The sequence below is a fragment of the Haemophilus sp. SZY H8 genome, from assembly GCF_018829755.1.
In the GTDB taxonomy this organism is placed as follows: domain Bacteria; phylum Pseudomonadota; class Gammaproteobacteria; order Enterobacterales; family Pasteurellaceae; genus Haemophilus; species Haemophilus haemolyticus_K.
Genome location: NZ_JAHKJY010000006.1, coordinates 13,205 through 38,983, shown reverse-complemented (window position 1 = coordinate 38,983; position 25,779 = coordinate 13,205). Strand labels below are relative to the sequence as shown.

The following is a 25,779-nucleotide window of genomic DNA, read 5'->3' as shown; positions in this document are numbered from 1 at the left end:
TTTATTGGCAAGCCTGGCCATATCTTAATTTATTCAACAAAAATTATAACGCAATATCAACTAAACATTAGCTAAACGAAATTGAAAAGGCACTATCACCCTTCCTTTTTCACCATTTTGTAATTGATAAAATTGCGGATAATTAAAATTACGCAAAATGATATTATAAGGATTATTATCTCCCTCATGCTTAGCATTTTGGTAAAGTTGATTAATCTCACGCACTTTATCATCCTTTTCACCATCACATCGGCGATAAATTTCAAGACGATTAGCTTCATCTAAAATATAAACATTGAAACTGTGATCTGGATTATCTTCAAAGAAAAACTGTAAGAAACCTTCTCGAGCAAACGCATCCATTTCTGCTGGATAACAACGGCTCTCTTGGCTCATTTCGCTATCCTTAATAGGATTTTGTAAAACTTCATCAAAATCTACCGCACTTTTTATATCATCAAGCGAAGAATCATTCTGGATTTCTTGTAAAGTGATACCACGCTCTTCAAAGAGGAATTGCCAATTTTTACCTGCAACACGTAAACGAGAAGAATGACTTAATGACGTCTCTCCAACCTGAATACTCACACAACGATTAACTAACCCGCTAACAAGCTGGCATAAATCTTGTCTATAACGTTTGCTATAACAATATACTTGAATCGAATCAGGTCGATTCACTCCACGATAAATTTTGTTAGAAAGCACTTTTAGAGCAAGCAAAATCGCATTTTGACCTTCAAAATGAAGGGTACGAATTTCATTCCAAATATTACGATAAGTAAAATCAATACTTCCTACAAGGCTTTGCTCCATTGCACCAAAACTAAATAAATCTCTTGATGAAATATCTGTTAATACTTCTTCTACATTAGCTGTTGGATCTACCGTTAGATTAATTGCAATAAACAAACTACGAATTTCACACTGATTTAATAAATCGCTATTACTTGGTTGAGGCGTGACAGTACTTGGAAATGCCACTCGAAGATTATTTACAAAACGATGTAATGTTGCTGAACTCACTTTTTTACTGAAAATAGATAAGTGCGTCTTCTCAGTTAAAAGACGATTAAAATATGCCCATGCGACGAGTTTATTTAAGCTCTCACCATATTCAATCACTCGCTCTTTAGAAAACATAATATGATTTGGCGACTGATTAATAAGATACCAGCCATCTTTAAAATGCTTATTTCCTCGTACTTCTAAGAAGGTAATATGATCTTCCGACAAATTATGGGAAATTTGCGTGTTGAGTAAAGTGACCTTACCCGGAATTGCTTCAAAGGCAGTATAAAGTTTACGTGAAAGAATATTAATATCTTGTGGTACAACACTTGAGTGAATTCGATGTTTTCGAGCAAACTCAACTAAGTTACGGTAACTCAACATCAAAAACTTCACCACATTATCATGATTTTCTTTTACTGCTTTGATTTTCCAGAGTGGGCGACAATTAAGGAATTGTACAGTTTCATCAGACCATCCCCATTCCCGTGCCAAAATTTCCATATAACGGATACGCCAATTATCTGCTTGGTAAAGCGCAAGATCCTTCGTTGCTTTCACATAAAAACAACGACGTACAAAATCAAGGCGCTTAAATTCAGAAAGTGCGGTTAAATATTGAGTAACTTTTGAAAGGATAGCAATATAAGGATCAAAATGGTGATCTGGATTAGCACAACCTGAAAGTAAATCGCGCTTAAAGGTGCGTGCAATTAAACAGGTATTAGGATACTCTTTAGAATAAGCTTCTAGTAGTAAAATTTTGAGTACTGATTTATAAGGAGAATCAATTCCTTTATAAAGCTGCCATAAGCTAGCCCCAAAATATTCACTCGCCGAGAATTGACCTAAACCGCCAAAATCAACCCAATCATTTGGATCGAGTTCCCCAGATTCAATCAGTCGTTCAACTTCCTTTTCATAATCCTTTTCGTTTTCAACCCATAAATGTAGCCATAACAAAGGTTTACCCGCTAAACGAACTGCTGACCGATAAAATTCATCCAACAGCAACATATACTGTGCGGATCCACTATTTTCAGCGGTGAGTGAATCAGCATAATGTTCATGGCGAAAGCGTTGCTGATCTACTAAATAGAAATTAATTTCTACATTAAACTGAGTCGCCCATTCAGAAATACGTTTAGCTTTTTTGGTGAGAAGCGCACATTCATCTGAACTAAGGCCATCACGGACACAAATCCAAGTATCTAAATCAGAAGATGAAGTTTGGCTAATAGAACCAAAACTCCCCATCACATACACACCTAAAATAGGAGGCAAAACAGCTCGAAAATTTACCGCACTTTGATGATTTATATATTTACAATCGGCATAATTAATACCGTATTCATTAACAAGCCATCGCTTTTGATAATCAGAAATATGGAAACCGGAAACCCCTGATGGAGCATGAATGACATAGCCAGGAAGCTGTGGGTGATTACTCTGTAAAAGTAAAGGAACTATTGATAACACATGTTGAAACGCATCGCCAGAACCCAGTAACGCTCGTTCAAAACGACGTTTATCTAAAGCCTTTACCCATTGTTTGGCTCGTTCAAGATTATATTCCAAGCGGCGTCCTTACCAGAACAGCAAAATTTACCAGGTAATTTACCACTTGAGGTGTAGGAAAGCAAAAGAATTAAACGAAATAGCGCGGTACTATTCTATCATTCGATTTATTACACCTTAATCCCAGAATATGGGGGATTAAGGTGTAACATTTTCTTAACTAAGCATCCATCGACATACAGAGTAAGGTTAATGGGTGAATACAGGTTACGTTGGATGACATATCAATTTGCCATTTACAAGTTTGGCATTCAGATATGACGTAATCAAACCCACCTTCGTTAATATTATCGAATAGGTTCTTACCAATAGATTGTGAAACTTCATAGTTTTCCGATTTAAAACCGTAAGTCCCAGCAATACCACAGCATTGGCTAGGTAACATAATGATTTCTAAACCAGGAATTTTTTTCAACACTTCCAAAGTATAAGGTGCCCAGCCTGCTTTATCTACGTGACAAGCGGTGTGATAAGCCACTCGAAGTTTAAGTGGTTTCAACGGTAATGTTTTACCTTCTTTGAAAAGCTGGTATAAGAATGGCGTCACCATATGAATATGCGGACGGACTTTAGCATTGTCGATGCCTAAAATATGATGGTATTCATCACGCAGATTAAGTGAACAACTTGATGCTTCACTGATCACATCTAGTCCATTTTCATCTACCATTTTTCCAATGTAATCGGTATTGAACTGTGCAATATTACGTGCGCGTTCTGGGAAACCATTCACCATTAATGGTAAACCACAGCATTTTTCTTTTTCTAGTAACATCACTCCAATGTTCATCGCGTTGAACACTTTAAGGAATTCTTTACCAAGCTGTGGATTATTATAGTTCACATAACAACCATGATAATACGCGACTTTACGCTCAAATTTTTGTTGGTCTTGTAACGCATTTTTCATATACCAGCTACGGAACGTGCCAAACGCATATTTAGGTAAAGTACGTTCTTTACTAATTTTAAGCGTTTTTTCCAACATAAATTTGGTAGCTTTTAGGCTTGTGATAGTGTTTACAATCGGCGCTAATGGCGTATTGATTTTCCCCATGACATCCGTGTTACTTAAAATCGCATCACGCAATTTATTCATTAACGGTTTTTTAGATTGTGCTAAGTGGTTATTACGTGCACGCACAATTAAATCACCGATTTTCACATCAGACGGACAAGCCACTTCACAACGTTTACAGTTGGTACAATATTTAAGTGCTTCATCGTAAAGTTCAGCAGATTTTAAGCGTAAACGCTCACCATCTGGGCCAGATTGTTTTGGACCAGGATAAAGCGGGTTGTTGCGTGAAACCGGACAAACAGCAGTACAAGCCGTACATTTAATACAGCTTTCAAAACTTTCGTCGATATATTTATGACTTTCAGGTGAATTAAGGGATTGTTTTGCACTATCAATGAGTCGTTGAATATTATTATCCATATTATTCCCCCTATTTCGCCAAGATTTCATCAGCAACCGCCAAGGCAGTTACAACTGCGACACCCGAACCACAACCAAGCTCAAGCGCATTAAAACCACCAATCACATTACCGACGGCATATAAATTCGTTAAATATTGACTGCTCTTTTGCACTTGGCATTGAGCATTAATTGCTACACCGGCAGATTGATAAGGTTGTGGATGAGCAAAACGATGAGCAGTCCAAGTGAAACGATCTTTATCGTTAAACCCTTCAACACCGATAATATCGGATTCAAAAACCGGCTCATAAATTTTATCGAATTCAGAAATGAGTCCTTTACTGAAGAAACTTCCTGAAGCTAGTACGAAATTATGTGCGGTAATTTCTTCATCTTCGAGCAAGCGAGTGTTGATACAACGGACTTGATTTCCTTCAAATGTTGCACTCAATGCACTATCACCGTTAATCATTAAACCGCCAAGGGATTCAAATTTACGGCGTAATTGAATACGTTGACGCATACCGAGTAATGATGGTGGCAACGTTGGCAATTCAAATAATGCGAGCTTAGTTGCATCACGAAGTGCGGTCATAAATTCTTGGTTTTCTAAACCAAAACAAGCCGGTAAAAATACTGCTTCTGCGCCTTGCGCTGATTCAATAATTTCTTTAACAAGATCATTGAATGCAAGTTTGTGCTCTAAAAGTTGAGAGATGTTTACGCTACGGAACTCACGAGCATTTTTGCGAAGTTCATCTAATTGCGGAATATTTAAGAAACCACTTGTTACTTCACAATGTTCAAATTGTGGATTTAACACCAAATTTGCCGATAAAAGTTGTGGCTGAAAATCGTGATAACCTTCGATACCAAGCACCGCAATACGTTTATGCGGAAAACTTTCATTGCCTTGTACAGTTGGCACACTATTTGGTGAAAGCCACGCACCACGCAAACTGCCTAAGCCAGTTACACGCCAATGGTTCTTTTCCGTTGAACCAATTAAATCAAGATTTAATTCATTAGCTAAACGTTCAAAATCTTGTGCTTTAGCAAGCACTTTCTCTGCGCCCAATAAACTATAAGGGTGAGCAGGTAATTCATTGCGAAGTACGGTGATATCTTCTTTTAAATTTTCTACCGCGCGACCTTCTCCATTTGGCGTTGATGGCATACGGCTTAATAAATCTAAAGAGCCGGATGCAAAATCAATGGCTGCTTGACCGTTGTTGATAATCACGCAACGTTTGCCGCGTTGTTGAAGGGCGATGCCACAGGTTAAACCCGCCAAACCACCGCCAATAATGGCTACATCAAAATTCATTGCTATCCGTCCCTTGTTGTGCTTGTTCATCAAGCGGTTTCACATCATTTAAACCTAATACGCTACCATACATCCAAGATGTAAATTCAGCTTCTCGAATAGCTTCCCCCCAAGCAATCGGCTCAATACCTCTCCAGCGTTCTTCCATAAAGGCAGAAAGTTGAGTAGTTGATTGAGTTGGTGTTGCCACTTCAAAACGGTTCATTAAGCCTGCAGCACGACATGCACAAAGCTCAGCTTGGCAAGTACCCATACCAACACGAGTACGGCGACGTAAATCCACAATGTTATTTACGCCTAGTTCATCAATCGCGTAGCGCACTTCGCCCGCCGTCACCGCTTCACATTCGCAAACCATTGAACGATCTAAACGTTCTTTTTCAAGCAAACGAGTAGCACGTGAACCATGACGATACACGGCGGAATAACGAATGGTACTTGGTAATGAAATGACTTTTTGATTGGTCTCTTGACGACTTTCAGTAGAACCTGGCAAAGGTTGCTCCGCAGTGACACAACGAGCCGTTTTATTGAGTTTTTTACAAACAAGGTCGGTCGCCCATTCAGCCATTAAACGATAAGTCATTAACTTACCGCCAGTGATAGTAATAAAGCCATCTAAGCCATCTCGTTCTGCGTGGTCAAGTAGCACAATACCACGGCTCACATTACGACCTGATGGATCATCATCACTCGCAACCAATGGACGCACCCCAGCATAAGCACGTAATACGCGAGTATGACGCAAGCTCGGTGCGAGTTTTTCACCTTCACGGAAAAGAATATCCACTTCTTCTGGCGTCACTTGCATGTTATCGATTTGATCATAAGGAACACGACTTGACGTTGTACCAATAACACAAATTGTATCGCCTGGAACTAGAATATCCGCATCAGCAGGTTTACGGCAGCGGTTAATTACAAGTTTATTAATACGATGGCCCATTACGAGCAATGCACCTTTCGCTGGGAACATTTTGATTTTGAGATCGGCATATTCCGCAATCCCTTGTCCCCAAATACCACCAGCATTCACAACAAGCGGTGCAAAAAATTGGCGTTCTCTACGATTTTTGTGATCGAACACATTCACACCAATCACTTTTCCACCTTCACGAATCAAATTTTTTACTTCGCAATAAGTGAACATTTTTGCGCCGTTTTCTGTTGCATCCATCATATTAGAGGCAGTTAAACGGAATGGGTCAATCGAACCATCTGGCACAACAACAGCGCCCACTAAATCTGGATTTACAGAAGGCTCCATAATTTTAGCTAAGTCAGGATCAATGGCTTGCGCATCAATTCCAGATTTTGCACAACTATCAAGGAAGGTTTTTTGATAGTCGAGAGAATCTTCAGGCAAAGTAATAAATAAGCCTTCCGTTTCATCTACGCAATGACGCGCAATTTTGCGCAAAATGCGGTTTTCTTTAATACATTCTTCAGCAGATTCTTGGTCGTTCACGGCATAACGTGCACCACTGTGTAATAATCCGTGGTTGCGTCCTGTCGCACCGGTCGCAATATCGCGGCGTTCCAATAAAATACAATCAATACCACGAAGTGCACAGTCACGCGCAATACCAGCACCCGTTGCGCCACCACCGATAATAATGACATCAGTACTGAGTGGCGAAAAATCTCCAACATCTTTGTACATGCTAGGCGATAATCCCATGTTTACCCCCAATTCCCAAAATTTAACAAAAAAGTAATATAAAAATCACAGGCATTGTAGAGAAGTGCGGCCAAATTAACAACATTTTGAGCACAAAAGAAAACAATTTTGTGATACCGATCACGATAATTTTCGCATTCGCTCAAATGGTGTAAAAATTTTGTGAAACACTTCACATTTTTTACTTTTTTTACTTCCTTATTTTTTATTTTCTTTTATCATGCGCCCATCCCTTACTGTCTAATAAAGGGTGAATAAAACTTACACATAATTAAAAGTTGGAGAAAAAAATTATGTTTGGACCATTCAAACCCGCTCCGCATATTGCGGAACTTCCAGCGGAAAAAATTGATTCCACGTATAAACGCTTACGTTGGCAAGTATTCGCAGGGATCTTCTTTGGTTATGCCGCATACTATTTCGTGCGTGCAAACTTTGACTTAGCACAACCTGGTTTAATTCAAGCTGGTCTTTATACAAAAGCTGAGCTTGGTGTAATCGGTTCTGCAGCTGGCCTTGCTTACGGTTTATCAAAATTCGTAATGGCTGGTATGTCTGACCGTTCTAACCCACGTGTATTCCTACCATTTGGTTTATTACTATCTGGTTTATGTATGACCTTAATGGGTCTATTCCCATGGGCAACCTCTGGCATCGCTATCATGTGGGCGATGATCTTCTTAAATGGTTGGTTCCAAGGTATGGGATGGCCTCCATGTGGTCGTACTATGGTGCACTGGTGGTCTAAATCTGAACGCGGTACTATCGTGTCAATTTGGAATACTGCGCACAATATTGGTGGTATGATGCCAGGTGCAATGGTGTTATTAGCAAGTGCCGTATTCTTCAGCACTCACGGCATTGAAGCACAAGCAAAAGACATTTGGCAACAATCCCTCTACTATCCGGGTATTGCAGCAATGATCTGTGCAATTCCTGTTTACTTCGTGATGCGTGATACTCCACAATCTTGCGGGTTACCATCAATCGAAAAATGGCGTAATGACTACCCTGATGACTATAACGAAAAAACTTACGAAAATGATTTAAGCACAAAAGAAATCTTCGTAACTTATGTGTTAAAAAATAAATTGTTATGGTACATCGCACTTGCTAACGTGTTCGTATATTTAATCCGCTACGGCGTATTAAAATGGTCTCCGGTTTACTTGAGTGAAGTAAAACACTTCAACATCAAAGGTACCGCATGGGCATACACAATCTATGAATTAGCAGCTGTTCCAGGTACATTATTATGTGGTTGGGTATCAGATAAAGTATTCAAAGGTAAACGTGGTTTAACTGGTTTCATCTTCATGATCTTAACCACTGCAGCGGTTGTTGCGTACTGGATGAACCCAGCTACACCAGAAGCTGAATTAGCAAACTACAGCGCATGGTATCAAAACCCATACCAATTAACTGACTTCATTTTAATGACTTTAATCGGTTTCTTAATCTATGGTCCTGTAATGTTAATCGGTTTACATGCTCTTGAGTTAGCACCAAAAAAAGCAGCAGGTACTGCAGCAGGTTTCACCGGTTTATTCGGTTACTTAGGTGGTACAGTTTCTGCATCTGCAGTTATCGGTTGGGCTGCTCAACATTACGGATGGGACGGTGGTTTCTACGTAATGATCGGCGGTGGCGTATTAGCGGTGTTATTACTCTTAATCGTAATGGTTGAAGAAGGAAAACATAAGGCTAAATTAGGCGATACTTACGGTACTAAATAATTAGCTTAAAAAAGGCGACAGGCAAATTGCTTAGTCGCCTTTTTTGTAACTAAAATCTAAAAAACCCATAAAAATTTACCGCACTCTTAAGGAGAAAATACTTATGAAACTTAAAACTTTAGCGCTTTCTTTATTAGCAGCTGGCGTGCTAGCAGGTTGTAGCAGCCATTCATCAAGCATGGCAAACACCCAAATGAAATCAGACAAAATCATTATTGCTCACCGTGGTGCTAGCGGTTATTTACCAGAGCATACTTTAGAATCTAAAGCACTTGCGTTTGCACAACATGCTGATTATTTAGAGCAAGATTTAGCAATGACTAAAGATGGTCGTTTAGTGGTTATTCACGATCACTTTTTAGATGGCTTGACTGATGTAGCGAAAAAATTCCCACATCGTCACCGTAAAGATGGTCGTTACTATGTCATCGACTTTACCTTAAAAGAAATTCAAAGTTTAGAAATGACAGAAAACTTTGAAACCAAAGATGGTAAACAAGCACAAGTTTATCCTGGTCGTTTCCCACTTTGGAAATCACACTTCAGAATTCATACTTTTGAAGATGAAATTGAATTTATCCAAGGCTTAGAAAAATCGACTGGTAAAAAAGTAGGGATTTATCCAGAAATCAAGGCACCTTGGTTCCACCATCAAAATGGTAAAGATATTGCCACTGAAACGCTCAAAGTGTTGAAAAAATATGGCTATGATAAGAAAACTGATATGGTTTACTTACAAACTTTCGACTTTAATGAGTTAAAACGTATCAAAACAGAATTACTTCCAAAAATGGGCATGGATTTGAAATTAGTTCAATTAGTGGCTTATACAGATTGGAAAGAAACGCAAGAAAAAGATGCGAAAGGTAAATGGGTAAACTACGATTACAACTGGATGTTTAAACCAGGTGCAATGGCAGAAGTGGTGAAATATGCTGATGGTGTTGGTCCAGGTTGGTATATGTTAGTAGATAAAGAACAATCTAAACCAGGCAACATTGTATACACACCATTAGTAAAAGAGCTTGCTCAATACAAAGTTGAACTTCATCCATATACAGTGCGTAAAGACGCATTACCAGAATTCTTCACAGACGTAAATCAAATGTACGATGCATTATTGAATAAATCAGGTGCAACAGGCGTATTTACTGATTTCCCAGATACTGGCGTGGAGTTCTTAAAAGGGAAAAAATAATATCCCTCATAACCGTGGGTAAAGATACCCACGGTTAAATAGGTTTCTATATCGTAGAAACCAAAAATCTACTCTAACAGAGTAACATCATACTCAATCTAGGTGTTCTAACCTAGAATTCAAATAAGGAGGCTATTTCAAAACACTCCGTATTCTTTTTTAATAGATTATTCTTCCCTTTTATTTAGGGAAAACACCCTTCATTTCAACCGCACTTCTAAGGAGTGATCTATGGATAAATCATTAAAAGCGAACTGTATCGGCGAGTTTTTAGGTACAGCCTTATTGATTTTCTTTGGTGTGGGCTGCGTTGCAGCACTAAAAGTAGCAGGCGCTAGTTTTGGCTTGTGGGAAATCAGCATTATGTGGGGGATGGGCGTTGCACTTGCAGTATATGCAACAGCTGGTTTATCTGGCGCACATTTAAACCCAGCAGTAACCATTGCCCTTTGGAAATTTGCTTGCTTTGACGGCAAAAAAGTAATTCCTTACATCATCTCACAAATGCTCGGCGCATTCTTTGCTGCAGCGTTAGTTTATGCCTTATACCGCAATGTTTTTATCGATTATGAAACAGCCCACAACATTGTTCGTGGTACGCAAGAAAGTTTGAGCCTTGCGGGGACATTCTCCACTTATCCTCATCCAAGTTTAAGCGTTGGTGGCGCCTTTGCTGTGGAATTTGTGATTACTGCAATTCTTATGGCATTAATTATGGCATTAACTGACGATGGTAACGGTGTACCTCGTGGTCCACTTGCCCCATTATTAATTGGTGTATTAATCGCGGTTCTCGGCGGTGCTATGGGCCCATTAACAGGTTTTGCCATGAATCCAGCACGTGACTTCGGACCAAAATTCTTTGCTTATCTCGCTGGCTGGGGCGAACTCGCTTTAACTGGCGGACGCGAAATCCCTTATTTTATCGTTCCAATGGTTGCACCCGTTTTAGGCGCATTAGCTGGTGCATGGTTATACAAAAAAGCAATTGGCGGCAATTTACCTTGTAATTGCGGCTGCGAATAATTATTTGAAGGAGTAATACTATGACAGACAAAAAATACATCATTGCATTAGACCAAGGCACAACAAGCTCTCGCGCAGTATTATTAGATCATAATGCGAATGTGGTTGAAATTGCACAACGTGAATTTACCCAAATCTACCCTCGAGCAGGCTGGGTAGAACATAACCCTATGGAAATTTGGGCAACTCAAAGCTCAACCTTAAACGAAGTCGTTGCCAAAGCGGGCATTACATCTGATGAAATTGCTGCTATCGGTATCACCAACCAACGTGAAACCACCATTGTATGGGAAAAAGCAACTGGTACGCCTGTTTATAACGCTATCGTATGGCAATGTCGCCGTACTGCAGACATTACCGATAAATTAAAAGCCGATGGTCATGAAGAATACATTCGCAATACCACAGGCTTAGTGGTTGACCCTTACTTCTCTGGTACAAAAGTGAAATGGATTTTGGATAATGTTGAAGGTGCTCGAGAAAAAGCAGAACGAGGCGAATTATTATTTGGTACCGTTGATACTTGGCTTGTATGGAAACTGACTCAAGGCCGAGTGCACGTAACCGATTACACCAATGCATCTCGTACCATGTTATTCAACATTCATACCAAACAATGGGACGACAAGATGCTTGAAATCTTGAATATTCCACGTTCAATGTTACCTGAAGTACGCAACTCTTCTGAAATTTACGGCCAAACCAATATCGGTGGTAAAGGCGGTGTTCGTATTCCTGTTGCAGGGATTGCAGGTGACCAACAAGCTGCACTTTACGGACATCTTTGCGTACATGCAGGCCAAGCCAAAAACACTTACGGCACAGGTTGCTTTATGTTGCTCCACACAGGTAACAAAGCTATTACATCCAAAAATGGACTTCTCACAACCATTGCTTGTAATGCAAAAGGCGAACCAGAATATGCCTTAGAAGGTTCAGTATTTATCGCGGGTGCATCAATCCAATGGCTCCGTGATGAACTCAAAATTGTTCACGATAGTTTTGACTCTGAATACTTTGCACAAAAAGTAACTGATAGTAATGGCGTATATGTTGTTCCAGCTTTCACTGGGTTAGGTGCACCATATTGGGATCCATATGCGCGCGGTGCAATTTTTGGCCTTTCTCGCGGTGCAAACCGTAATCATATTGTTCGTGCAACATTAGAATCTATTGCTTACCAAACCCGCGATGTCTTAGAGGCTATGCAATCAGATTCAGGTGAACGCTTACAATACCTCCGTGTAGATGGTGGCGCGACCAACAATAACTTCTTAATGCAATTCCAAGCTGATATTTTAGATGTAAATGTTGAGCGCCCAGTTGTAAAAGAAGTGACTGCGCTAGGCGCCGCTTACCTTGCAGGTTTAGCAACAGGCTTCTGGAAAGATTTAGACGAGCTTCGTGATAAAGCCCGTGTAGAACGCACTTTCAGCCCAGACAGCGACAATGAAAAACGCGAACGTCGCTACAAAGGCTGGAAAAAAGCCGTTAAACGCTCATTAGAATGGGCAAAAGAGGATGAAGAATAATTTTTTATTGCCTATTTTCAAATGTTCATTACTTCAAAACGATCGTAAGTGCGGTCGTTTTTTATTGGTTTTTTTATCTCAAATCAGTAAACTAAAGATATTATTTTCTCAATGGAGAATCATCATGAAACCTTATCTCATTGCCCCCTCTATTCTGTCTGCCGATCTTGCTCGACTTGGAGATGATGTACAACGTGTGCTTAATGCTGGCGCAGATGTCATTCATTTCGATGTGATGGATAACCATTATGTGCCTAATCTCACTTTTGGCCCCGCAGTATGCCAGTCCTTACGGGATTATGGGATTACCGCGCCAATTGATGTACATTTAATGGTAAAACCTGTGGATAGAATTATTCCTGACTTTGCCAAAGCTGGGGCAAACTATATTACATTTCATCCAGAATCTAGCGAACATATTGACCGCACTTTACAACTCATTCGTGATCACGGTTGTAAATCTGGTTTAGTTTTTAACCCCGCAACACCACTAAGTTATTTAGATTATGTGTTAGACAAAATTGACATTGTATTATTAATGTCAGTAAACCCAGGTTTTGGTGGTCAATCCTTTATTCCTGCAACCTTACAAAAACTTCAACAAGCACGTAAAATTATTGATAACAGTGGCTATGATATTCGTCTCGAAGTTGATGGTGGTGTTAAAGTCGATAATATTGCAGAAATTGCTGCTGCAGGTGCTGATATGTTTGTGGCGGGCTCAGCCATTTTTGGAAAATCCGATTATAGACAAGTAATAGATCAAATGCGTACACAATTATCAAATATGAAAGCCCAATAATATTTTTAGAAGAGATAACAAATGAATACACAATTTAAACTTATTGGATTTGATTTAGACGGAACCTTAGTAAATAGCCTGCCAGATTTAGCCTTATCAGTAAACTCTGCATTAACTGAATTTAGCTTACCTCAAGCATCCGAAGAATTAGTACTCACTTGGATTGGCAACGGTGCACCTGTCTTAATTGCCCGAGCATTAGATTGGGCTTGTGCTCAAAGCGGTCGAGAATTAACAGTGTCTGAGATTGAAAAAGTAAAAGCGCGGTTTAATTTTTACTACGGTGAAAATTTATGCAATATCAGCCGTTTATATCCCAATGTGAAGGAAACTTTAGAAAATTTAAAAGAAAAAGGCTATACGCTTGCAGTCGTAACAAATAAGCCAACACGTCATGTTCAACCTGTGTTGTCCGCATTTAGTATTGATCATTTATTTAGCGAAATGCTTGGTGGACAATCACTACCTGCAATCAAACCCCATCCAGGGCCACTTTATTATTTATGTGGGAAATTCGGTGTTGAACCACGCCAAATACTTTTTGTTGGTGATTCTAAAAATGATATTCTTGCTGCACACGCAGCAGGTTGCCCCGCTGTCGGATTAACCTATGGGTATAACTATAATATGCCTATTAGCGATTCCAACCCAGATTGGGTATTCGATGATTTTTCTCAGTTACTAACAATTTTGTAAGATATCTTTAAAATAGGGCGGCAGTTTTCCGCCCTAACTCAATCTAAAGATTCAACATTCCTTCCAACGTTTCCTGCGCAATCATCCAATCTGCTTCCACTATTTCTAACGACTTTTTCACTGTCACTTGTTCATTCAAAAGTGCGGTTAATTTTTCTTTATTTTCTGCATTATAAAGCTCTGAATCCGACAGCTGATTTTCGATCTCTACAAGTTGTTGAGAGTACTTATCCATTTTGTCTTCCAACTGAACAATTTTTTTACGAAATGGTGCGGTTTGTTGACGTAATTCCGCCTCACGGCGTTTTTGTTCTTTACGATTTTGGTTAGAAGTAGCATTTTCTGTAGCTTCAATTTCATCATTAGATTTGGATATCAATTGACTATTTTGTTCGGTTAACCATTTCTGATAATCGTCTAAGTCCCCCTTAAATTCTTCCACTTGTTTATCATGTACTAAATAAAATTCTTCTACCGTATTACGTAGTAAATGACGATCGTGAGAGACAACAACTAGCGAACCTTCGTAATCAACCAAGGCTTCTGTTAAAGCTTGGCGCATATCTAAATCCAAGTGGTTAGTTGGCTCATCCAATAACAGCAAATTTGGGCGTTGCCATACAATTAATGCTAAAACTAATCTCGCTTTTTCACCACCGGAAAAGGACTTCACCGCTTGATTCACTTTATCTCCGTGAAAAGCAAAACTACCAAGATAATCACGTACCTGTTGTTCAGTTTGTTCTGGTGCGATTTTTTGCATATGCCAAAGCGCAGATTCTTCCGCACGAAGCGTATCCAACTGATGTTGAGCAAAATAACCAAGCTGTACACCTTTAGCAAGTTGAACATTGCCTGAAAGTGCGGTCAGCTCTCCAGCTAAAAGTTTAATCAAAGTTGATTTACCTGCACCATTTTTCCCCAATAAACCAATGCGTGAACCTGGCACAAGATTAAGTTTAATTTTACTCAAAATTTCAACCACACTTTCCCCTTCTCCATAACCCGCACTAGCTTGTTCAATCATCACTAAAGGGCTTGGCAAAGTAGCAGGGGAACGAAATGCAAAGGTGAAGGGATTATCTGCATAAGCTGGTGCAATAAGTTCCATTCGTTCTAACGCTTTCACTCGACTTTGCGCCTGTTTTGCCTTAGTCGCTTTTGCCTTAAAGCGATCAATATAGTTTTGTAAATGAGCAATTTTTTGTTGTTGCTGTCGATACATCGCAACCTGTTGTGCAAGTTTAGTCGCGCGCTGCACCTCAAAAGACGAATAATCACCGGTGTATTCATTCAGTTTTTGATGTTCAATATGCAAAATTTTATTCACGATCGGATCAAGAAAATCACGGTCGTGAGAAATCAGCACCAATGTACCTTGATAATTCACTAACCAACGTTCCAACCAAATCACTGCCTCCAAATCTAAGTGGTTCGTCGGCTCATCAAGTAACAATAAATCTGACGGGCAAAGCAACGCCTGTGCTAAATTCAATCTCATTCGCCAACCACCGGAGAAGGATTTCACAGCATGACTGGTTTCTACCTGAGTAAAGCCCAAACCATGTAAAAGTGTTTCCGCACGAGAGCGAATTGTCCACGCATTAATAGCATCAAGTCTATCGTGAATACGTGCAATCGCATTACCATCGTTTTGTTCATTCGCCCAAGCTAATTCTTGCTGTAAGCGGCAATATTCTCGATCACCTTGAATTACATAATCAATTGCAGAAACATCCAGTGCAGGCGTTTCTTGATTCACCCAAGATACCGCCCAATTTGATGGATAAGTCACATCTCCGCCTTCTGGCTGAAGTTCTTTTTTTAACAACGCCAAAAGAGAGGATTTACCACAACCATTTTTACCCACTAAACCAACTTTTTGTTTAGGGGTAATCGTAGCTACCGCATTGTCGAGTAATTCCGTTTGTCCACGCTTTAAGGAAATATTATTAAATACAATCATTTTTCTAAAACACATCTTAATTTTTGCTTATTTTGCAACATTATGTTCAATATGCAAAACTTATTACAAAATCAATTTCAATCAGTAAGAAATAACTACTTACGGCAGATTTATTTTGTTGTTACTAGGCAAATTAGGTAGAATAAGCCAAATTTTATACTGGAGATTATGAATGAAAAAACAAGCAATTTTAGCCGCACTTTTAGGTACATTCTTACTAACAGGATGTGCAAATAAACCTGATGGAGAACGTAATGACTCCCTTGAAGGGTTCAATAGAACAATGTGGAAGTTTAACTATAATGTGATGGATCGTTATGTTCTTGAACCTGTAGCTAAGGGCTGGAATAATTACGTCCCTAAGCGCGTTTCTTCAGGCCTTACAAGTATGGCGAACAATCTTGATGAGCCTGTAAGCTTTGTAAACCGATTAATTGAAGGTGAACCGAAAAAAGCCTTTGTACATTTTAACCGTTTTTGGATCAACACTATATTTGGTTTAGGTGGTTTTGTTGATTTTGCGAGTGCAAGTAAAGAATTACGCATTGATCACCAACGCGGATTTGGTGAAACACTTGGAAGCTATGGCGTTGATGCTGGCACATATATTGTTTTACCTATCTATAATGCCACTACACCGCGCCAATTAACTGGTGCCGTAGTAGATGCCGCTTATATGTATCCTTTCTGGGAATGGATAGGCGGGCCATGGTCCCTCGTTAAATATGGTGTTCAAGCTGTAGATACCCGTGCTAAAAATCTCGATAACGCAGAGCTATTACGTCAAGCCCAAGATCCATACGTAACATTTCGCGAGGCTTATTACCAAAATCTTCAATTCAAGGTCAGTAATGGAAAATCTGAAGATCATCAAGAGACACTTCCTGATGATGTGCTAAAAGAAATTGATCAATAAACAAAAGTGCGGTAATTTTCTCCGCACTTTCATCAATCAAGGAGAAAACCATGACAACAATTATTCATACCGAGCATGCCCCTGCAGCAATTGGCCCTTATGTTCAAGCCATTGATTTAGGCAATTTAGTACTTACATCGGGTCAAATTCCTGTCAATCCAACAACAGGAGATATACCAACAGATATCGTAGCGCAAGCACGCCAATCCTTAGAAAATATAAAAGCAATCATTGAACAAGCAGGTTTAACTGTAGCAGATATTGTCAAAACAACAGTTTTTGTAAAAGATCTCAATGACTTCGCAGCAGTAAATGCTGAATATGAACGTTTTTTCAAAGAAAATCATCATCCTCACTTTCCCGCACGCTCTTGCGTAGAAGTAGCGCGATTACCAAAAGATGTAGGGTTAGAAATTGAAGCCATTGCAATACGAAAATAATAACTTCTGCAACCAATTATCAAAAATGCGGTCATAAACTTGCGTGTTTCTGACCGCATTTTTATATAAATATTTCTATTCTACCTTGAATTTTAATAACCCTTCCCCACTAAAAGAGGAAGATTAATCCTAACTTAGAGAGAACATATTATGATGCGTATTCTTCTTTTCCTTGCTACCAATATGGCCGTTATGTTGGTGTTGGGAATTATTTTAAGTGTCACAGGTATAGCTGGAAACAGTACCAGTGGTATTTTAATTATGGCCTTACTATTTGGTTTTGCCGGATCTTTGATTTCTTTATTTCTGTCAAAAACAATGGCATTGCGTTCAGTTGATGGCGAAGTTATTACTCAACCTCGTAACCAAACAGAACATTGGTTAATGGACACCGTTGCTCGACAAGCACAACTTGCGGGGATTCCAATGCCAGAAGTAGCAATTTACCATTCACCAGATGTCAACGCTTTTGCAACAGGTGCAACAAAAAGTAATTCATTAGTCGCAGTGAGTACTGGCTTATTGAATAACATGACAGAAGCCGAAGCGGAAGCCGTACTTGCTCATGAGATTTCTCATATAGCAAATGGTGATATGGTAACTATGGCTTTATTACAAGGTGTGTTAAATACTTTTGTAATTTTCTTATCACGTATTATTGCAACAGCAGTCGCAAGCTCACGTAATAATAACGGTGAGGAAACGCGTAGTTCTAGCTTATATTTTTTAGTGTCAATGGTGTTAGAGATGGTATTTGGCGTACTTGCCAGCATTATTGCAATGTGGTTCTCACGTTATCGTGAATTTCGAGCCGATGCGGGTTCTGCAAGCCTTGTCGGCAAAGAAAAAATGATTATGGCATTACAGCGTTTACAACAATTACATGAACCACAAAACCTTGAAGGCTCACTCAATGCTTTCATGATTAACGGTAAACGTAGTGAACTCTTTATGAGTCATCCACCGCTTGAAAAACGCATTGAAGCATTACGTAATCTTTAAAAAATAGATAAAAAATCGGTCACCCTTTCATGATGACCGATTTTTTTATTTTCCTTTCTTCACCCAATATTTGAATGGCGGTGCTCCTACTTCACTTTGCAACAACGTATGATCCATAAATTGACAAAAACTAGGAATATCACGTGTTGTGGCCGGATCATCAGCAATAATAAGTAATACCTCTCCCTCATTTAAATGACGAATATTTTTACGTACAAGCATGACCGGTTCTGGGCAACGAAGCCCCATAGTATCAAGAGTTTGAGTAATAATAATTTCAGACATTTTCTTTTTTATCATTAAAAATGTGCGGTAAAAACCACAGTATTTTTACCGCCCTATATAACTTAGCTTAACGTCTTGGTAAATAACGAATAGGATCAACTGATTTACCTTTATAACGAATCTCAAAATGAAGTTTCACAGTATTTGTACCGGAGCTACCCATTTTTGCGATTTCTTGACCAGCTTTGACTTCTTGTTGATCGGTTACAAGAATTTTGTCGTTATGCGCATAAGCACTTAAGAAATCATCATTATGTTTGATGATGATTAAATTACCGTAACCACGTAAAGCATTGCCAGCATACACAACGCGACCTGATGCAGCTGCTTTTACAGACTGTCCACGAGAACCACTAATATCAATTCCTTTATTTCCACCATCAGTATCTGAGAAACCTTGGATAATATTACCTGAAGTCGGCCATTGCCATGCAACATTCGATGCGATTGGCGCAACAACATTGGCATTAATCGGTGTACTATTGGTGTTATCTACTGGCGTAGTTGGTACTGATGGCGTTGTTGCAGGAGCAACTGGTGTTGTCGCAACCGGTACCATTGCTGGTGCGCTATTCGCTACACCTGCACCAGATTTAATTGGGCCAATGATTGTTCCATCTGATCCTATTTGCGTACCGTTTGCGCCTGGCGTATAGGTGACTACCGATTCTGCTGGTGCTGTCGGTACAGCCGCAGTAGTTGTTGTCGTTGCTGCCGCAGGTTGTTTTACAGGAACCGTTGTTGTCACGGTTTTTGTACCACAATTAGAGATTTTTAAAGTTTGTCCTAGACTCAAACTATAAGGCTCAGTCATGTTGTTCAATGCAGCTAATTCTTTTACATCAATCCCCGCCAAGTAGGCTATTAAGAACATGGTATCGCCTTTGTTCACTTTATAGGTATTGCCTTTGTAAGAGCCTTTTTCAATTTGGCTATAATCTGGTGCATTGGTATTTGGATTGCGTGGAACATTAATATGTTGCGAACCTACGCAATCAGAAACAGTTTTAGTGATGGTTTTTGTTTGCACAGCTGGCGCTGGAGCTGGTGTTGGCGCTACTGGTTTTTGAGCTGGCTGAAACGCTGGCTGTGCAGGTTTAAATGCCGGCTGAGCAGGCGTCGCTGGCATAGTAGGCTGTTGATAGGTTGGTTGGAAATTTGGCTGTGGAGTTTGCATGCCTGTTGGTACGCCACCCATCGCGGGTACCGTGTTTTTTTGAATTTCAGGTTGCCAAGAACCACCCGCACTTTCACCATTTACGGGTTGCATGATACCAGGTGAAAGATTGCCATCAGCATTGCTGATTGGAGCGGGAGAATTAGAGGTACAAGCCGATAATACAACAAGACTCAAAGGGAGTAAGAGAAATGATTTTTTCATAGTAATTCCTTATTGTTCCTCTATTATTTCGTTTGCGCTGGCATTGTGTTTTTTTGAATTTCTGGCATAAAGCTACCGCCAGCAACAGCACCTGTGCCTTCTACTGGTTGCATGATGCCGTTTGGCAACGCGTCTGGATCTTTTACTTGTTCTGATGCACATCCAGCTAATACTAATCCAGTCATTAAAATAAGACCTAATTTATTCATTTTTTATCCTAGTTTTTCAATATAAAGTAAGTAATGACAGCCAGCACAACGACTGACCAACCAATAATTTCAATAGATCTTCGCAATTTTGCTGCGAATTTTTCACCGCCCCACGCGGCTAATTTTGCCACCAGCAAGAAACGCGCTAAACGTGAAACAAATGCCGTGATGGCAAAAGGGAAAAATGCCATTTGCATTACGCCAGAGCAGAGAGTAAACACCTTATAAGGAATTGGGCTAAACCCAGCCACAAACACAACTAATACGCCCCATTGCTCAAACCAATTTATGGCTTTTGCCCAATGCGCACTATATCCCCATTGTTGTACAATGTTTTCCACCCAGTCCGTTGCATAATAACCAATTGCATAACCGATAACCCCACCGATGACAGAAGAAATTGCCGTATAAAATGCAAATTTCACCGCACTTTTTGGCTTTGACATAGACATTGGGATCAACATCACATCAGGCGGAATAGGAAAAAATATCGCCTCGATAAAACTAACAAAAGAGAGCCAGAAAGTCGCAAAACGGTGCGTTGACCATTGCATGGTTTTATCGTACATCGTGCCGAAAATTTTCATATTTCTTCTCTATTTGGTAAAACGCGCCATTATTCCTGCTCTAACCAATCTTGTAAAGCTGAAAGTGAATGATGTGCAGTAAGATCTACCTGAATTGGCGTGATAGACACATAACCATTTTTCACCGCATGGAAATCTGTTCCCTCGCTTTCATCTTCGGGTAATGCTGAAGGGCCAATCCAATAAATGGTTTCATCTCTAGGATCCCTTTGTTTGATGACTTCTGCAGACGACGCACGGTAACCCAAGCGACATACCTTGTAACCCTTTAATTCTTCAAAAGGTAAATCCGGCACATTAATATTAATAATTTCACGAGGATTTAATAATTGATGATGTAATTTTGGAATGAGATCACACACCACTCGTGCTGCTGTTTCATAATGTTGACGACCATCTAACGAAACCGCAATAGCAGGCAAGCCTAAATGACGCCCTTCAAGAGCTGCTGCTAATGTGCCTGAATAAATCGTATCATCGCCCATATTACAACCCGCATTAATGCCCGATACCACTAAATCCACTTTGCCAGATAAAAATCCGTTTAATGCTAAATGTACACAATCTGCTGGCGTACCATTCACACAATAATCGCCATTGTCTAAATGGCGTGGGCGAAGTGGCTCCACTAATGTAAGCGAGCTTGATGCTGCACTTCGATTACGATCAGGTGCAACAACAATAACTTCTGCAATTTTTCTTAATTCAGTTGCTAAAACTTGAATGCCTTCCGCGTGAAAACCGTCATCATTACTGACTAAAATTCGCATTGTACTTCCTTATGCTTCTGTATAATTTACTAACTCACGAACTAATGCCGTGGCATAACTGCCCGCAGGCAAATAAAATTTCAAACGCAATCCTTCAGGCTCAAATGCCCAAGAAAACGCTTTTGCCTTCATTAATAATGGGCGACGCGCTGCCTTCATTCTCTCTTGTTTCATTAAAGGATCGAAAACTGAATGTTGATTTACGATTTCATTTTCAATATCACTTGCGGCCAACACATCTTCGCCAATTAAAGGGGCGGTGAGTAAAATATCTTGATTTTCTAACCGCACTTGCAAGGCATTTAAGTCTTCTTTTTCATCCGCTTTGAACCAACTGTGCGAACCGGATAATTGCACAATATCATTTGGCAAAACTTGATTTGTTGCGCTCTTTTCAATACGAGCTGCCACAACTAAATTAAAAATTTCACTGCGCGCGGCGGAAAGATAAAAACTACGTTTTTTGCGATCTTTTACCTTGATTTCCCCTTGCGCCCAACGCAATGCTTGCGTGAGGTTATGACCATCTCGACCAAAACGTTGTTCCGTAAAATAATTGGGGAAACCAAAATTTGCCACAAAATCTAACCGAGCTTTAAGCTCATCTGATTCTTCCGCACCGCGCAATAAAATATCGAAATAATTTCCCTCAAGGCTACCCGTGCGAATTTTTCGGTTATGTCGAGTAACCGTTAAAATCTCTACGCCATCTAATTCAAATTGACTGAAATCGGGCGTTTCCATTCCTGGCATTTGCAAACAAAACCATTGTTCTGTCACCGCTCGACGATCTTTCAACCCCGCATATCCCATATTGCGTTCAGAAACACCGGCAAATTTAGCTAATTTTTCGCCAACAAATAAGGTGTTGCAATCTGTTTTACGTACATACAACGCAACAAACTCACCTTCGCCTGACATTTCATAGCCTAAATGCTCTTTTACAATAAAATCCACACATTCAGCCTTTAAAAGTGCGGTGGTTTTTGGCGGTGTTTTTAATGCCAAATAAGGGAGTTGTTCGAGCATGGTTAGGGTTCTTTTTTATAGAAAACAATTGCACGAAATTTTATGCGACTTTTAGTGATTTATCCACTAAAATAACCGCACTTTTGTTCTTGTTGAAGGATTTTATTATGTCAAAATTGGCTGAATTACAAGCAGAAACCCGTGAAATTATCGCTGATTTACTTAACGATGGTAGTGACCCGGATGCGCTTTACATTATTGAGCATCACATTGCTCATCACGATTTTGATTTATTAGAAAAAATCGCCGTAGATGCTTTTAAAGCCGGTTATGAAGTTTCCGAAGCAGAAGAATTTGAAGATGATGATGGCAAACCAATTTTTTGTTTTGACATTATCAGTGAAGTAGAATTAAAAGCGGAAATTATTGATGCGCAACAAAAAGAAATTCTTCCGTTATTAGAAAAACATAAAGGCATTTATGATGGTTGGGGCACCTATTTTGAAGACCCGAATGCTGATGACGATGAATACGGTGATGATGGGGAATTTTTTGATGACGAGGATGTCGAAGAGCCTCGTGTGCATTAATCATTCTTTTTAACCGCACTTGATAAGTGCGGTTATTTTTTTAGGAGTTTCAATATGAAATTAAAATCTCTTTCCTTGGCATTATTGGCATTGCCTCTTGCTTTGCCTGCATTGGCAGATAATTCTCAAAGTGCGGTGCAAAATAATATTGTTTCTTTTAATGCTGAAGTCGAAAAAGAAGTTTCACGAGATTTGTTACAAGTTACGCTTTTTTATCAGGCAGAAGGCACATCACTTTCAACCCTAAATAAAACAATCAATGAGAAATTAAGCAAAGCGCTTTCTATCGCGAAAAACGAAAGTGCCGTAGAAATCAAAGATCATTTTCGTCATACCAGTGTGCGTTATAACAATCAAGGCAAGCAATCTGGCTGGATTGATCGTGTGGAACTTGTATTAGAAAGCAAAGATTTCCAAGCTATCTCCAAAGTGATTAGCGAGCTTGATGGTGTTATGGCGGTGGAAAGTACGAATACACTTATTTCATCAGAAAAATTAATGAGTTTAGAAAATGAATTAACTCAAGCCGCATTGGATAAATTTAAAAACAAAGCTACATTAATTCAAAATTCATTGAATATGAAAGGCTATCAAATTTTAGATTTAGATGTGTCTTCCGTGAATGAACAAACCATGAGCCCACGACCTTATATGATGGCGATGGCAAAATCTGCCGATATAAGTGCGGTGGATCCTTCTAGCGATGCTTATCTTGAAAATAGTAAAGAGAAAATAAAAGCACGCATTAGTGCGCGAATTGCATTGCGTGCGGAATAATTTTCGCTACAATGGTACGACTTTTTTAACCGATTTTTTTATAAGGAAAACATAATGAAAGTAGCAAAAAATGTAGTGGTGAGCATTGCTTACCAAGTTCGCACACAAGATGGCGTATTGGTAGATGAAGCTCCAGCGAATCAACCACTAGAATATTTACAGGGCCACAATAATTTAGTGATCGGTCTTGAAAAAGCGCTTGAAGGTAAAAAAGTAGGCGACAAATTTGAAGTACGTGTACAACCTGAAGAAGGTTACGGCGCATACAGCGAAAATATGGTTCAACGTGTACCAAAAGATGTATTCCAAGGTGTTGATGAGCTTGAAGTCGGCATGCGTTTCTTAGCAGATACTGACATTGGTCCAGTTCCAGTGGTGATTACTGAAATCGATGGCGATGAAGTTGTGGTTGATGGAAATCACATGTTAGCGGGTCAAGAATTACACTTCACCGTTGAAGTTGTCGCAACTCGTGAAGCAACGTTAGAAGAAATCGCACACGGCCACGTTCACGGTGCGCATAGCCACCACCACGATGATGACGAAGAGGGTCACGGTTGTGGCTGTGGTGGTCATCACCACCATCACGATCATGATCACGAGCACAGCGGATGCTGCGGCGGTGGTCACGGGCATGGACACGGTCACGGCAGCTGTGGCTGCGGCGGTCATTAATTAAAAACAGCCGAAAACATTACCGCACTTTAGTAATGAAGTCTGCTATTGCTTTCTGAAATAAAAAACACGATGAGAAATCATCGTGTTTTTTGTATCTTTGTATTAATACCTATCTTATAAAATATGGGCAAACTCTTCTAACATTTCTTTTGGCCATACGCTTGATTGCACTTCACCGATATGTTTTTTACGAAGTAAAAGCATCGCTAAGCGAGATTGACCGATACCACCGCCGATAGTTAATGGTAATTTTCCGTTTAATAAATCTTGGTGCCAATCCATTTTTAAACGGTCTTCATCACCCGTTATACCAACTTGTAAACGTAATGCACTTTCATCTACGCGGATACCCATTGAGGAAAGTTCAAATGCTTTGCCTAATTGATCATTCCATACCAAAATATCACCGTTTAATCCTTTGTAGCCGTTTTCAGATTCAGTTGTCCAGTCATCATAGTCTGGTGCTCGACCATCATGAGGTTTGCCATCTGAAAGTTTGCCGCCAATCCCGATCAAGAATACTGCACCGTATTCTTTACAAATTGCGTTTTCACGCTCTTTACTGCTTAAATCTGGATAGCGTTTTACTAAATCTTCGCTATGCACAAAGGTAATGTGTTTTGGAAGAATTGAAGGGATATCAAAGCGTGCTTCTACGGCTAATTCCGTTAAGCGAATAGCACGATAAATAGAATTTACCGTTTCTTTTAAATATTCAAAATTGCGACGACCTTCAGGAATCACTTTTTCCCAGTCCCATTGATCCACATAAACAGAGTGAGTTGGATCAAGAGAGTCTTCATCTGGACGTAATGCTTTCATATGAACAAACAAGCCTTCGCCTTCTTTAAAATTGAAGCGAGCAAGGGTATGGCGTTTCCATTTTGCTAGGGAATGCACCACTTCAAATACTGCATTTGGAATACATTTCACGTTAACCTGAACGGCTTTTTCAATACCAGATAAGTTATCTTGCATTCCGTTACCCACTTGGCTCAAGATCGGACCTTGTACTTCAATAATGCCAAGTTGTTCAATAAGGTTTTGGGTGAAGGTATTCTTCACAAAGCTGATTTCTTGTTGTTGTAAAATAAATGTCTTTTTCATTTTTATAACCTTTTTAATCTGTTGTTTTATTCTTTACGTATTATTTAATAAAATCGAGCATTATTTCAAGTATTTTATTTACTTTCTTTTAT

At 39.5% G+C, this 25,779-nt stretch carries 24 protein-coding genes; 12 read left to right on the top strand and 12 right to left on the bottom strand.

Features of this window, described 5'->3' with window-relative positions; genetic code table 11:
- Nucleotides 1-60: 60 nt before the first annotated feature.
- From KKW16_RS08345 to glpA, 4 genes are all read right to left on the bottom strand, one after another.
- The gene (locus KKW16_RS08345; protein WP_215768179.1) at nucleotides 61-2,589 is read right to left on the bottom strand and encodes a class I adenylate cyclase; all 2,529 of its coding nucleotides are present in this window, start codon (nucleotides 2,587-2,589) and stop codon (nucleotides 61-63) included.
- 160 nt (nucleotides 2,590-2,749) lie between these two features.
- Nucleotides 2,750-4,030 (bottom strand): anaerobic glycerol-3-phosphate dehydrogenase subunit GlpC, encoded by a 1,281-nt coding sequence (glpC, locus tag KKW16_RS08340; RefSeq protein ID WP_005632254.1) that lies wholly within the window; start codon nucleotides 4,028-4,030, stop codon nucleotides 2,750-2,752.
- Between the two features lie 10 nt (nucleotides 4,031-4,040).
- Entirely contained in the window at nucleotides 4,041-5,339 is a 1,299-nt protein-coding gene (glpB, locus tag KKW16_RS08335; protein ID WP_106013831.1) for a glycerol-3-phosphate dehydrogenase subunit GlpB, read from the bottom strand.
- Nucleotides 5,329-7,020, bottom strand: coding sequence for an anaerobic glycerol-3-phosphate dehydrogenase subunit A (glpA, locus tag KKW16_RS08330; protein ID WP_133498102.1), 1,692 nt, complete (start codon nucleotides 7,018-7,020; stop codon nucleotides 5,329-5,331). The genes glpB and glpA overlap by 11 nt, the downstream gene beginning before the upstream one ends.
- Before the next feature lie 293 nt (nucleotides 7,021-7,313).
- Here glpA and glpT point away from each other — a divergent pair, with 293 nt between their 5' ends.
- From glpT to KKW16_RS08300, 6 genes are all read left to right on the top strand, one after another.
- Entirely contained in the window at nucleotides 7,314-8,756 is a 1,443-nt protein-coding gene (gene glpT / locus KKW16_RS08325; protein ID WP_046939923.1) for a glycerol-3-phosphate transporter, read from the top strand.
- 103 nt (nucleotides 8,757-8,859) lie between these two features.
- Nucleotides 8,860-9,954, top strand: coding sequence for a glycerophosphodiester phosphodiesterase (gene glpQ, locus KKW16_RS08320; protein WP_118777512.1), 1,095 nt, complete (start codon nucleotides 8,860-8,862; stop codon nucleotides 9,952-9,954).
- Between the two features lie 231 nt (nucleotides 9,955-10,185).
- On the top strand, nucleotides 10,186-10,980 hold the full coding sequence (locus KKW16_RS08315) for an MIP/aquaporin family protein (RefSeq protein ID WP_048953098.1): 795 nt from the start codon (nucleotides 10,186-10,188) through the stop codon (nucleotides 10,978-10,980).
- A gap of 20 nt (nucleotides 10,981-11,000) precedes the next feature.
- Nucleotides 11,001-12,512: a glycerol kinase GlpK gene (gene glpK / locus KKW16_RS08310; protein ID WP_005635293.1), complete on the top strand. Its 1,512-nt coding sequence runs from the start codon at nucleotides 11,001-11,003 to the stop codon at nucleotides 12,510-12,512.
- Between the two features lie 124 nt (nucleotides 12,513-12,636).
- Nucleotides 12,637-13,314, top strand: a complete 678-nt coding sequence (gene rpe / locus KKW16_RS08305) for a ribulose-phosphate 3-epimerase (RefSeq protein ID WP_048953099.1) — start codon at nucleotides 12,637-12,639, stop codon at nucleotides 13,312-13,314.
- Nucleotides 13,315-13,335: 21 nt separating this feature from the next.
- Nucleotides 13,336-14,010 (top strand): phosphoglycolate phosphatase, encoded by a 675-nt coding sequence (locus tag KKW16_RS08300; protein ID WP_048953100.1) that lies wholly within the window; start codon nucleotides 13,336-13,338, stop codon nucleotides 14,008-14,010.
- 43 nt (nucleotides 14,011-14,053) lie between these two features.
- Here the strand turns inward: KKW16_RS08300 and KKW16_RS08295 are convergent, their stop codons facing one another.
- Nucleotides 14,054-15,976 carry an ABC transporter ATP-binding protein gene (locus tag KKW16_RS08295; protein WP_048953123.1) on the bottom strand — a complete coding sequence of 641 codons (1,923 nt, stop codon included), beginning with the start codon at nucleotides 15,974-15,976 and terminating at the stop codon, nucleotides 14,054-14,056.
- Nucleotides 15,977-16,148: 172 nt separating this feature from the next.
- Between KKW16_RS08295 and KKW16_RS08290 the strand changes: the two genes are divergently transcribed.
- From KKW16_RS08290 to htpX, 3 genes are all read left to right on the top strand, one after another.
- Entirely contained in the window at nucleotides 16,149-16,892 is a 744-nt protein-coding gene (locus tag KKW16_RS08290) for an MlaA family lipoprotein (RefSeq protein WP_048953101.1), read from the top strand.
- Nucleotides 16,893-16,942: 50 nt separating this feature from the next.
- Entirely contained in the window at nucleotides 16,943-17,332 is a 390-nt protein-coding gene (locus KKW16_RS08285; RefSeq protein ID WP_048953102.1) for a RidA family protein, read from the top strand.
- Between the two features lie 147 nt (nucleotides 17,333-17,479).
- The gene (gene htpX / locus KKW16_RS08280) at nucleotides 17,480-18,334 is read left to right on the top strand and encodes a protease HtpX (RefSeq protein WP_164994248.1); all 855 of its coding nucleotides are present in this window, start codon (nucleotides 17,480-17,482) and stop codon (nucleotides 18,332-18,334) included.
- Nucleotides 18,335-18,379: 45 nt separating this feature from the next.
- On the opposite strand, the gene tusA is transcribed toward htpX, so the two are convergent.
- The 6 genes from tusA to truD form a co-directional block, all read right to left on the bottom strand.
- Nucleotides 18,380-18,619, bottom strand: coding sequence for a sulfurtransferase TusA (tusA, locus tag KKW16_RS08275; RefSeq protein ID WP_048953104.1), 240 nt, complete (start codon nucleotides 18,617-18,619; stop codon nucleotides 18,380-18,382).
- Between the two features lie 67 nt (nucleotides 18,620-18,686).
- Nucleotides 18,687-20,000 carry a murein hydrolase activator NlpD gene (gene nlpD, locus KKW16_RS08270; RefSeq protein WP_048953105.1) on the bottom strand — a complete coding sequence of 438 codons (1,314 nt, stop codon included), beginning with the start codon at nucleotides 19,998-20,000 and terminating at the stop codon, nucleotides 18,687-18,689.
- Between the two features lie 23 nt (nucleotides 20,001-20,023).
- Entirely contained in the window at nucleotides 20,024-20,209 is a 186-nt protein-coding gene (locus tag KKW16_RS08265; protein WP_048953106.1) for a hypothetical protein, read from the bottom strand.
- Nucleotides 20,210-20,217: 8 nt separating this feature from the next.
- Entirely contained in the window at nucleotides 20,218-20,796 is a 579-nt protein-coding gene (locus KKW16_RS08260) for a YqaA family protein (RefSeq protein WP_048953107.1), read from the bottom strand.
- 29 nt (nucleotides 20,797-20,825) lie between these two features.
- Nucleotides 20,826-21,566, bottom strand: coding sequence for a 5'/3'-nucleotidase SurE (gene surE / locus KKW16_RS08255; RefSeq protein WP_048953108.1), 741 nt, complete (start codon nucleotides 21,564-21,566; stop codon nucleotides 20,826-20,828).
- Between the two features lie 9 nt (nucleotides 21,567-21,575).
- Nucleotides 21,576-22,595: a tRNA pseudouridine(13) synthase TruD gene (gene truD / locus KKW16_RS08250; protein ID WP_048953109.1), complete on the bottom strand. Its 1,020-nt coding sequence runs from the start codon at nucleotides 22,593-22,595 to the stop codon at nucleotides 21,576-21,578.
- Nucleotides 22,596-22,702: 107 nt separating this feature from the next.
- On the opposite strand from truD, the gene rraB reads away from it, so the two are divergent.
- Genes rraB through slyD form a run of 3 tightly spaced genes read left to right on the top strand, consistent with a single transcriptional unit; the run spans nucleotide 22,703 to nucleotide 24,577 of the window.
- Nucleotides 22,703-23,125 (top strand): ribonuclease E inhibitor RraB, encoded by a 423-nt coding sequence (rraB, locus tag KKW16_RS08245; protein ID WP_005638439.1) that lies wholly within the window; start codon nucleotides 22,703-22,705, stop codon nucleotides 23,123-23,125.
- Nucleotides 23,126-23,179: 54 nt separating this feature from the next.
- Complete coding sequence (locus KKW16_RS08240) at nucleotides 23,180-23,902, top strand: SIMPL domain-containing protein (RefSeq protein WP_048953110.1); 723 nt, start codon at nucleotides 23,180-23,182, stop codon at nucleotides 23,900-23,902.
- Nucleotides 23,903-23,956: 54 nt separating this feature from the next.
- On the top strand, nucleotides 23,957-24,577 hold the full coding sequence (gene slyD / locus KKW16_RS08235; protein WP_215768178.1) for a peptidylprolyl isomerase: 621 nt from the start codon (nucleotides 23,957-23,959) through the stop codon (nucleotides 24,575-24,577).
- Nucleotides 24,578-24,694: 117 nt separating this feature from the next.
- Here the strand turns inward: slyD and asnA are convergent, their stop codons facing one another.
- Entirely contained in the window at nucleotides 24,695-25,687 is a 993-nt protein-coding gene (asnA, locus tag KKW16_RS08230) for an aspartate--ammonia ligase (RefSeq protein ID WP_048953111.1), read from the bottom strand.
- Nucleotides 25,688-25,779 lie beyond the last annotated feature (92 nt).

Excerpts from the sequence above, each read along its gene's own strand:
- glpC (WP_005632254.1), bottom strand. The coding sequence starts at position 4,030 with ATGGATAATAATATTCAACGACTCATTGATAGTGCAAAACAATCCCTT.
- glpB (WP_106013831.1), bottom strand. The coding sequence starts at position 5,339 with ATGAATTTTGATGTAGCCATTATTGGCGGTGGTTTGGCGGGTTTAACC.
- glpA (WP_133498102.1), bottom strand. The coding sequence starts at position 7,020 with ATGGGATTATCGCCTAGCATGTACAAAGATGTTGGAGATTTTTCGCCA.
- glpT (WP_046939923.1), top strand. The coding sequence starts at position 7,314 with ATGTTTGGACCATTCAAACCCGCTCCGCATATTGCGGAACTTCCAGCG.
- glpQ (WP_118777512.1), top strand. The coding sequence starts at position 8,860 with ATGAAACTTAAAACTTTAGCGCTTTCTTTATTAGCAGCTGGCGTGCTA.
- KKW16_RS08315 (WP_048953098.1), top strand. The coding sequence starts at position 10,186 with ATGGATAAATCATTAAAAGCGAACTGTATCGGCGAGTTTTTAGGTACA.
- glpK (WP_005635293.1), top strand. The coding sequence starts at position 11,001 with ATGACAGACAAAAAATACATCATTGCATTAGACCAAGGCACAACAAGC.
- rpe (WP_048953099.1), top strand. The coding sequence starts at position 12,637 with ATGAAACCTTATCTCATTGCCCCCTCTATTCTGTCTGCCGATCTTGCT.
- KKW16_RS08300 (WP_048953100.1), top strand. The coding sequence starts at position 13,336 with ATGAATACACAATTTAAACTTATTGGATTTGATTTAGACGGAACCTTA.
- KKW16_RS08295 (WP_048953123.1), bottom strand. The coding sequence starts at position 15,976 with ATGATTGTATTTAATAATATTTCCTTAAAGCGTGGACAAACGGAATTA.
- KKW16_RS08290 (WP_048953101.1), top strand. The coding sequence starts at position 16,149 with ATGAAAAAACAAGCAATTTTAGCCGCACTTTTAGGTACATTCTTACTA.
- KKW16_RS08285 (WP_048953102.1), top strand. The coding sequence starts at position 16,943 with ATGACAACAATTATTCATACCGAGCATGCCCCTGCAGCAATTGGCCCT.
- tusA (WP_048953104.1), bottom strand. The coding sequence starts at position 18,619 with ATGTCTGAAATTATTATTACTCAAACTCTTGATACTATGGGGCTTCGT.
- nlpD (WP_048953105.1), bottom strand. The coding sequence starts at position 20,000 with ATGAAAAAATCATTTCTCTTACTCCCTTTGAGTCTTGTTGTATTATCG.
- KKW16_RS08265 (WP_048953106.1), bottom strand. The coding sequence starts at position 20,209 with ATGAATAAATTAGGTCTTATTTTAATGACTGGATTAGTATTAGCTGGA.
- KKW16_RS08260 (WP_048953107.1), bottom strand. The coding sequence starts at position 20,796 with ATGAAAATTTTCGGCACGATGTACGATAAAACCATGCAATGGTCAACG.
- surE (WP_048953108.1), bottom strand. The coding sequence starts at position 21,566 with ATGCGAATTTTAGTCAGTAATGATGACGGTTTTCACGCGGAAGGCATT.
- truD (WP_048953109.1), bottom strand. The coding sequence starts at position 22,595 with ATGCTCGAACAACTCCCTTATTTGGCATTAAAAACACCGCCAAAAACC.
- rraB (WP_005638439.1), top strand. The coding sequence starts at position 22,703 with ATGTCAAAATTGGCTGAATTACAAGCAGAAACCCGTGAAATTATCGCT.
- KKW16_RS08240 (WP_048953110.1), top strand. The coding sequence starts at position 23,180 with ATGAAATTAAAATCTCTTTCCTTGGCATTATTGGCATTGCCTCTTGCT.
- slyD (WP_215768178.1), top strand. The coding sequence starts at position 23,957 with ATGAAAGTAGCAAAAAATGTAGTGGTGAGCATTGCTTACCAAGTTCGC.
- asnA (WP_048953111.1), bottom strand. The coding sequence starts at position 25,687 with ATGAAAAAGACATTTATTTTACAACAACAAGAAATCAGCTTTGTGAAG.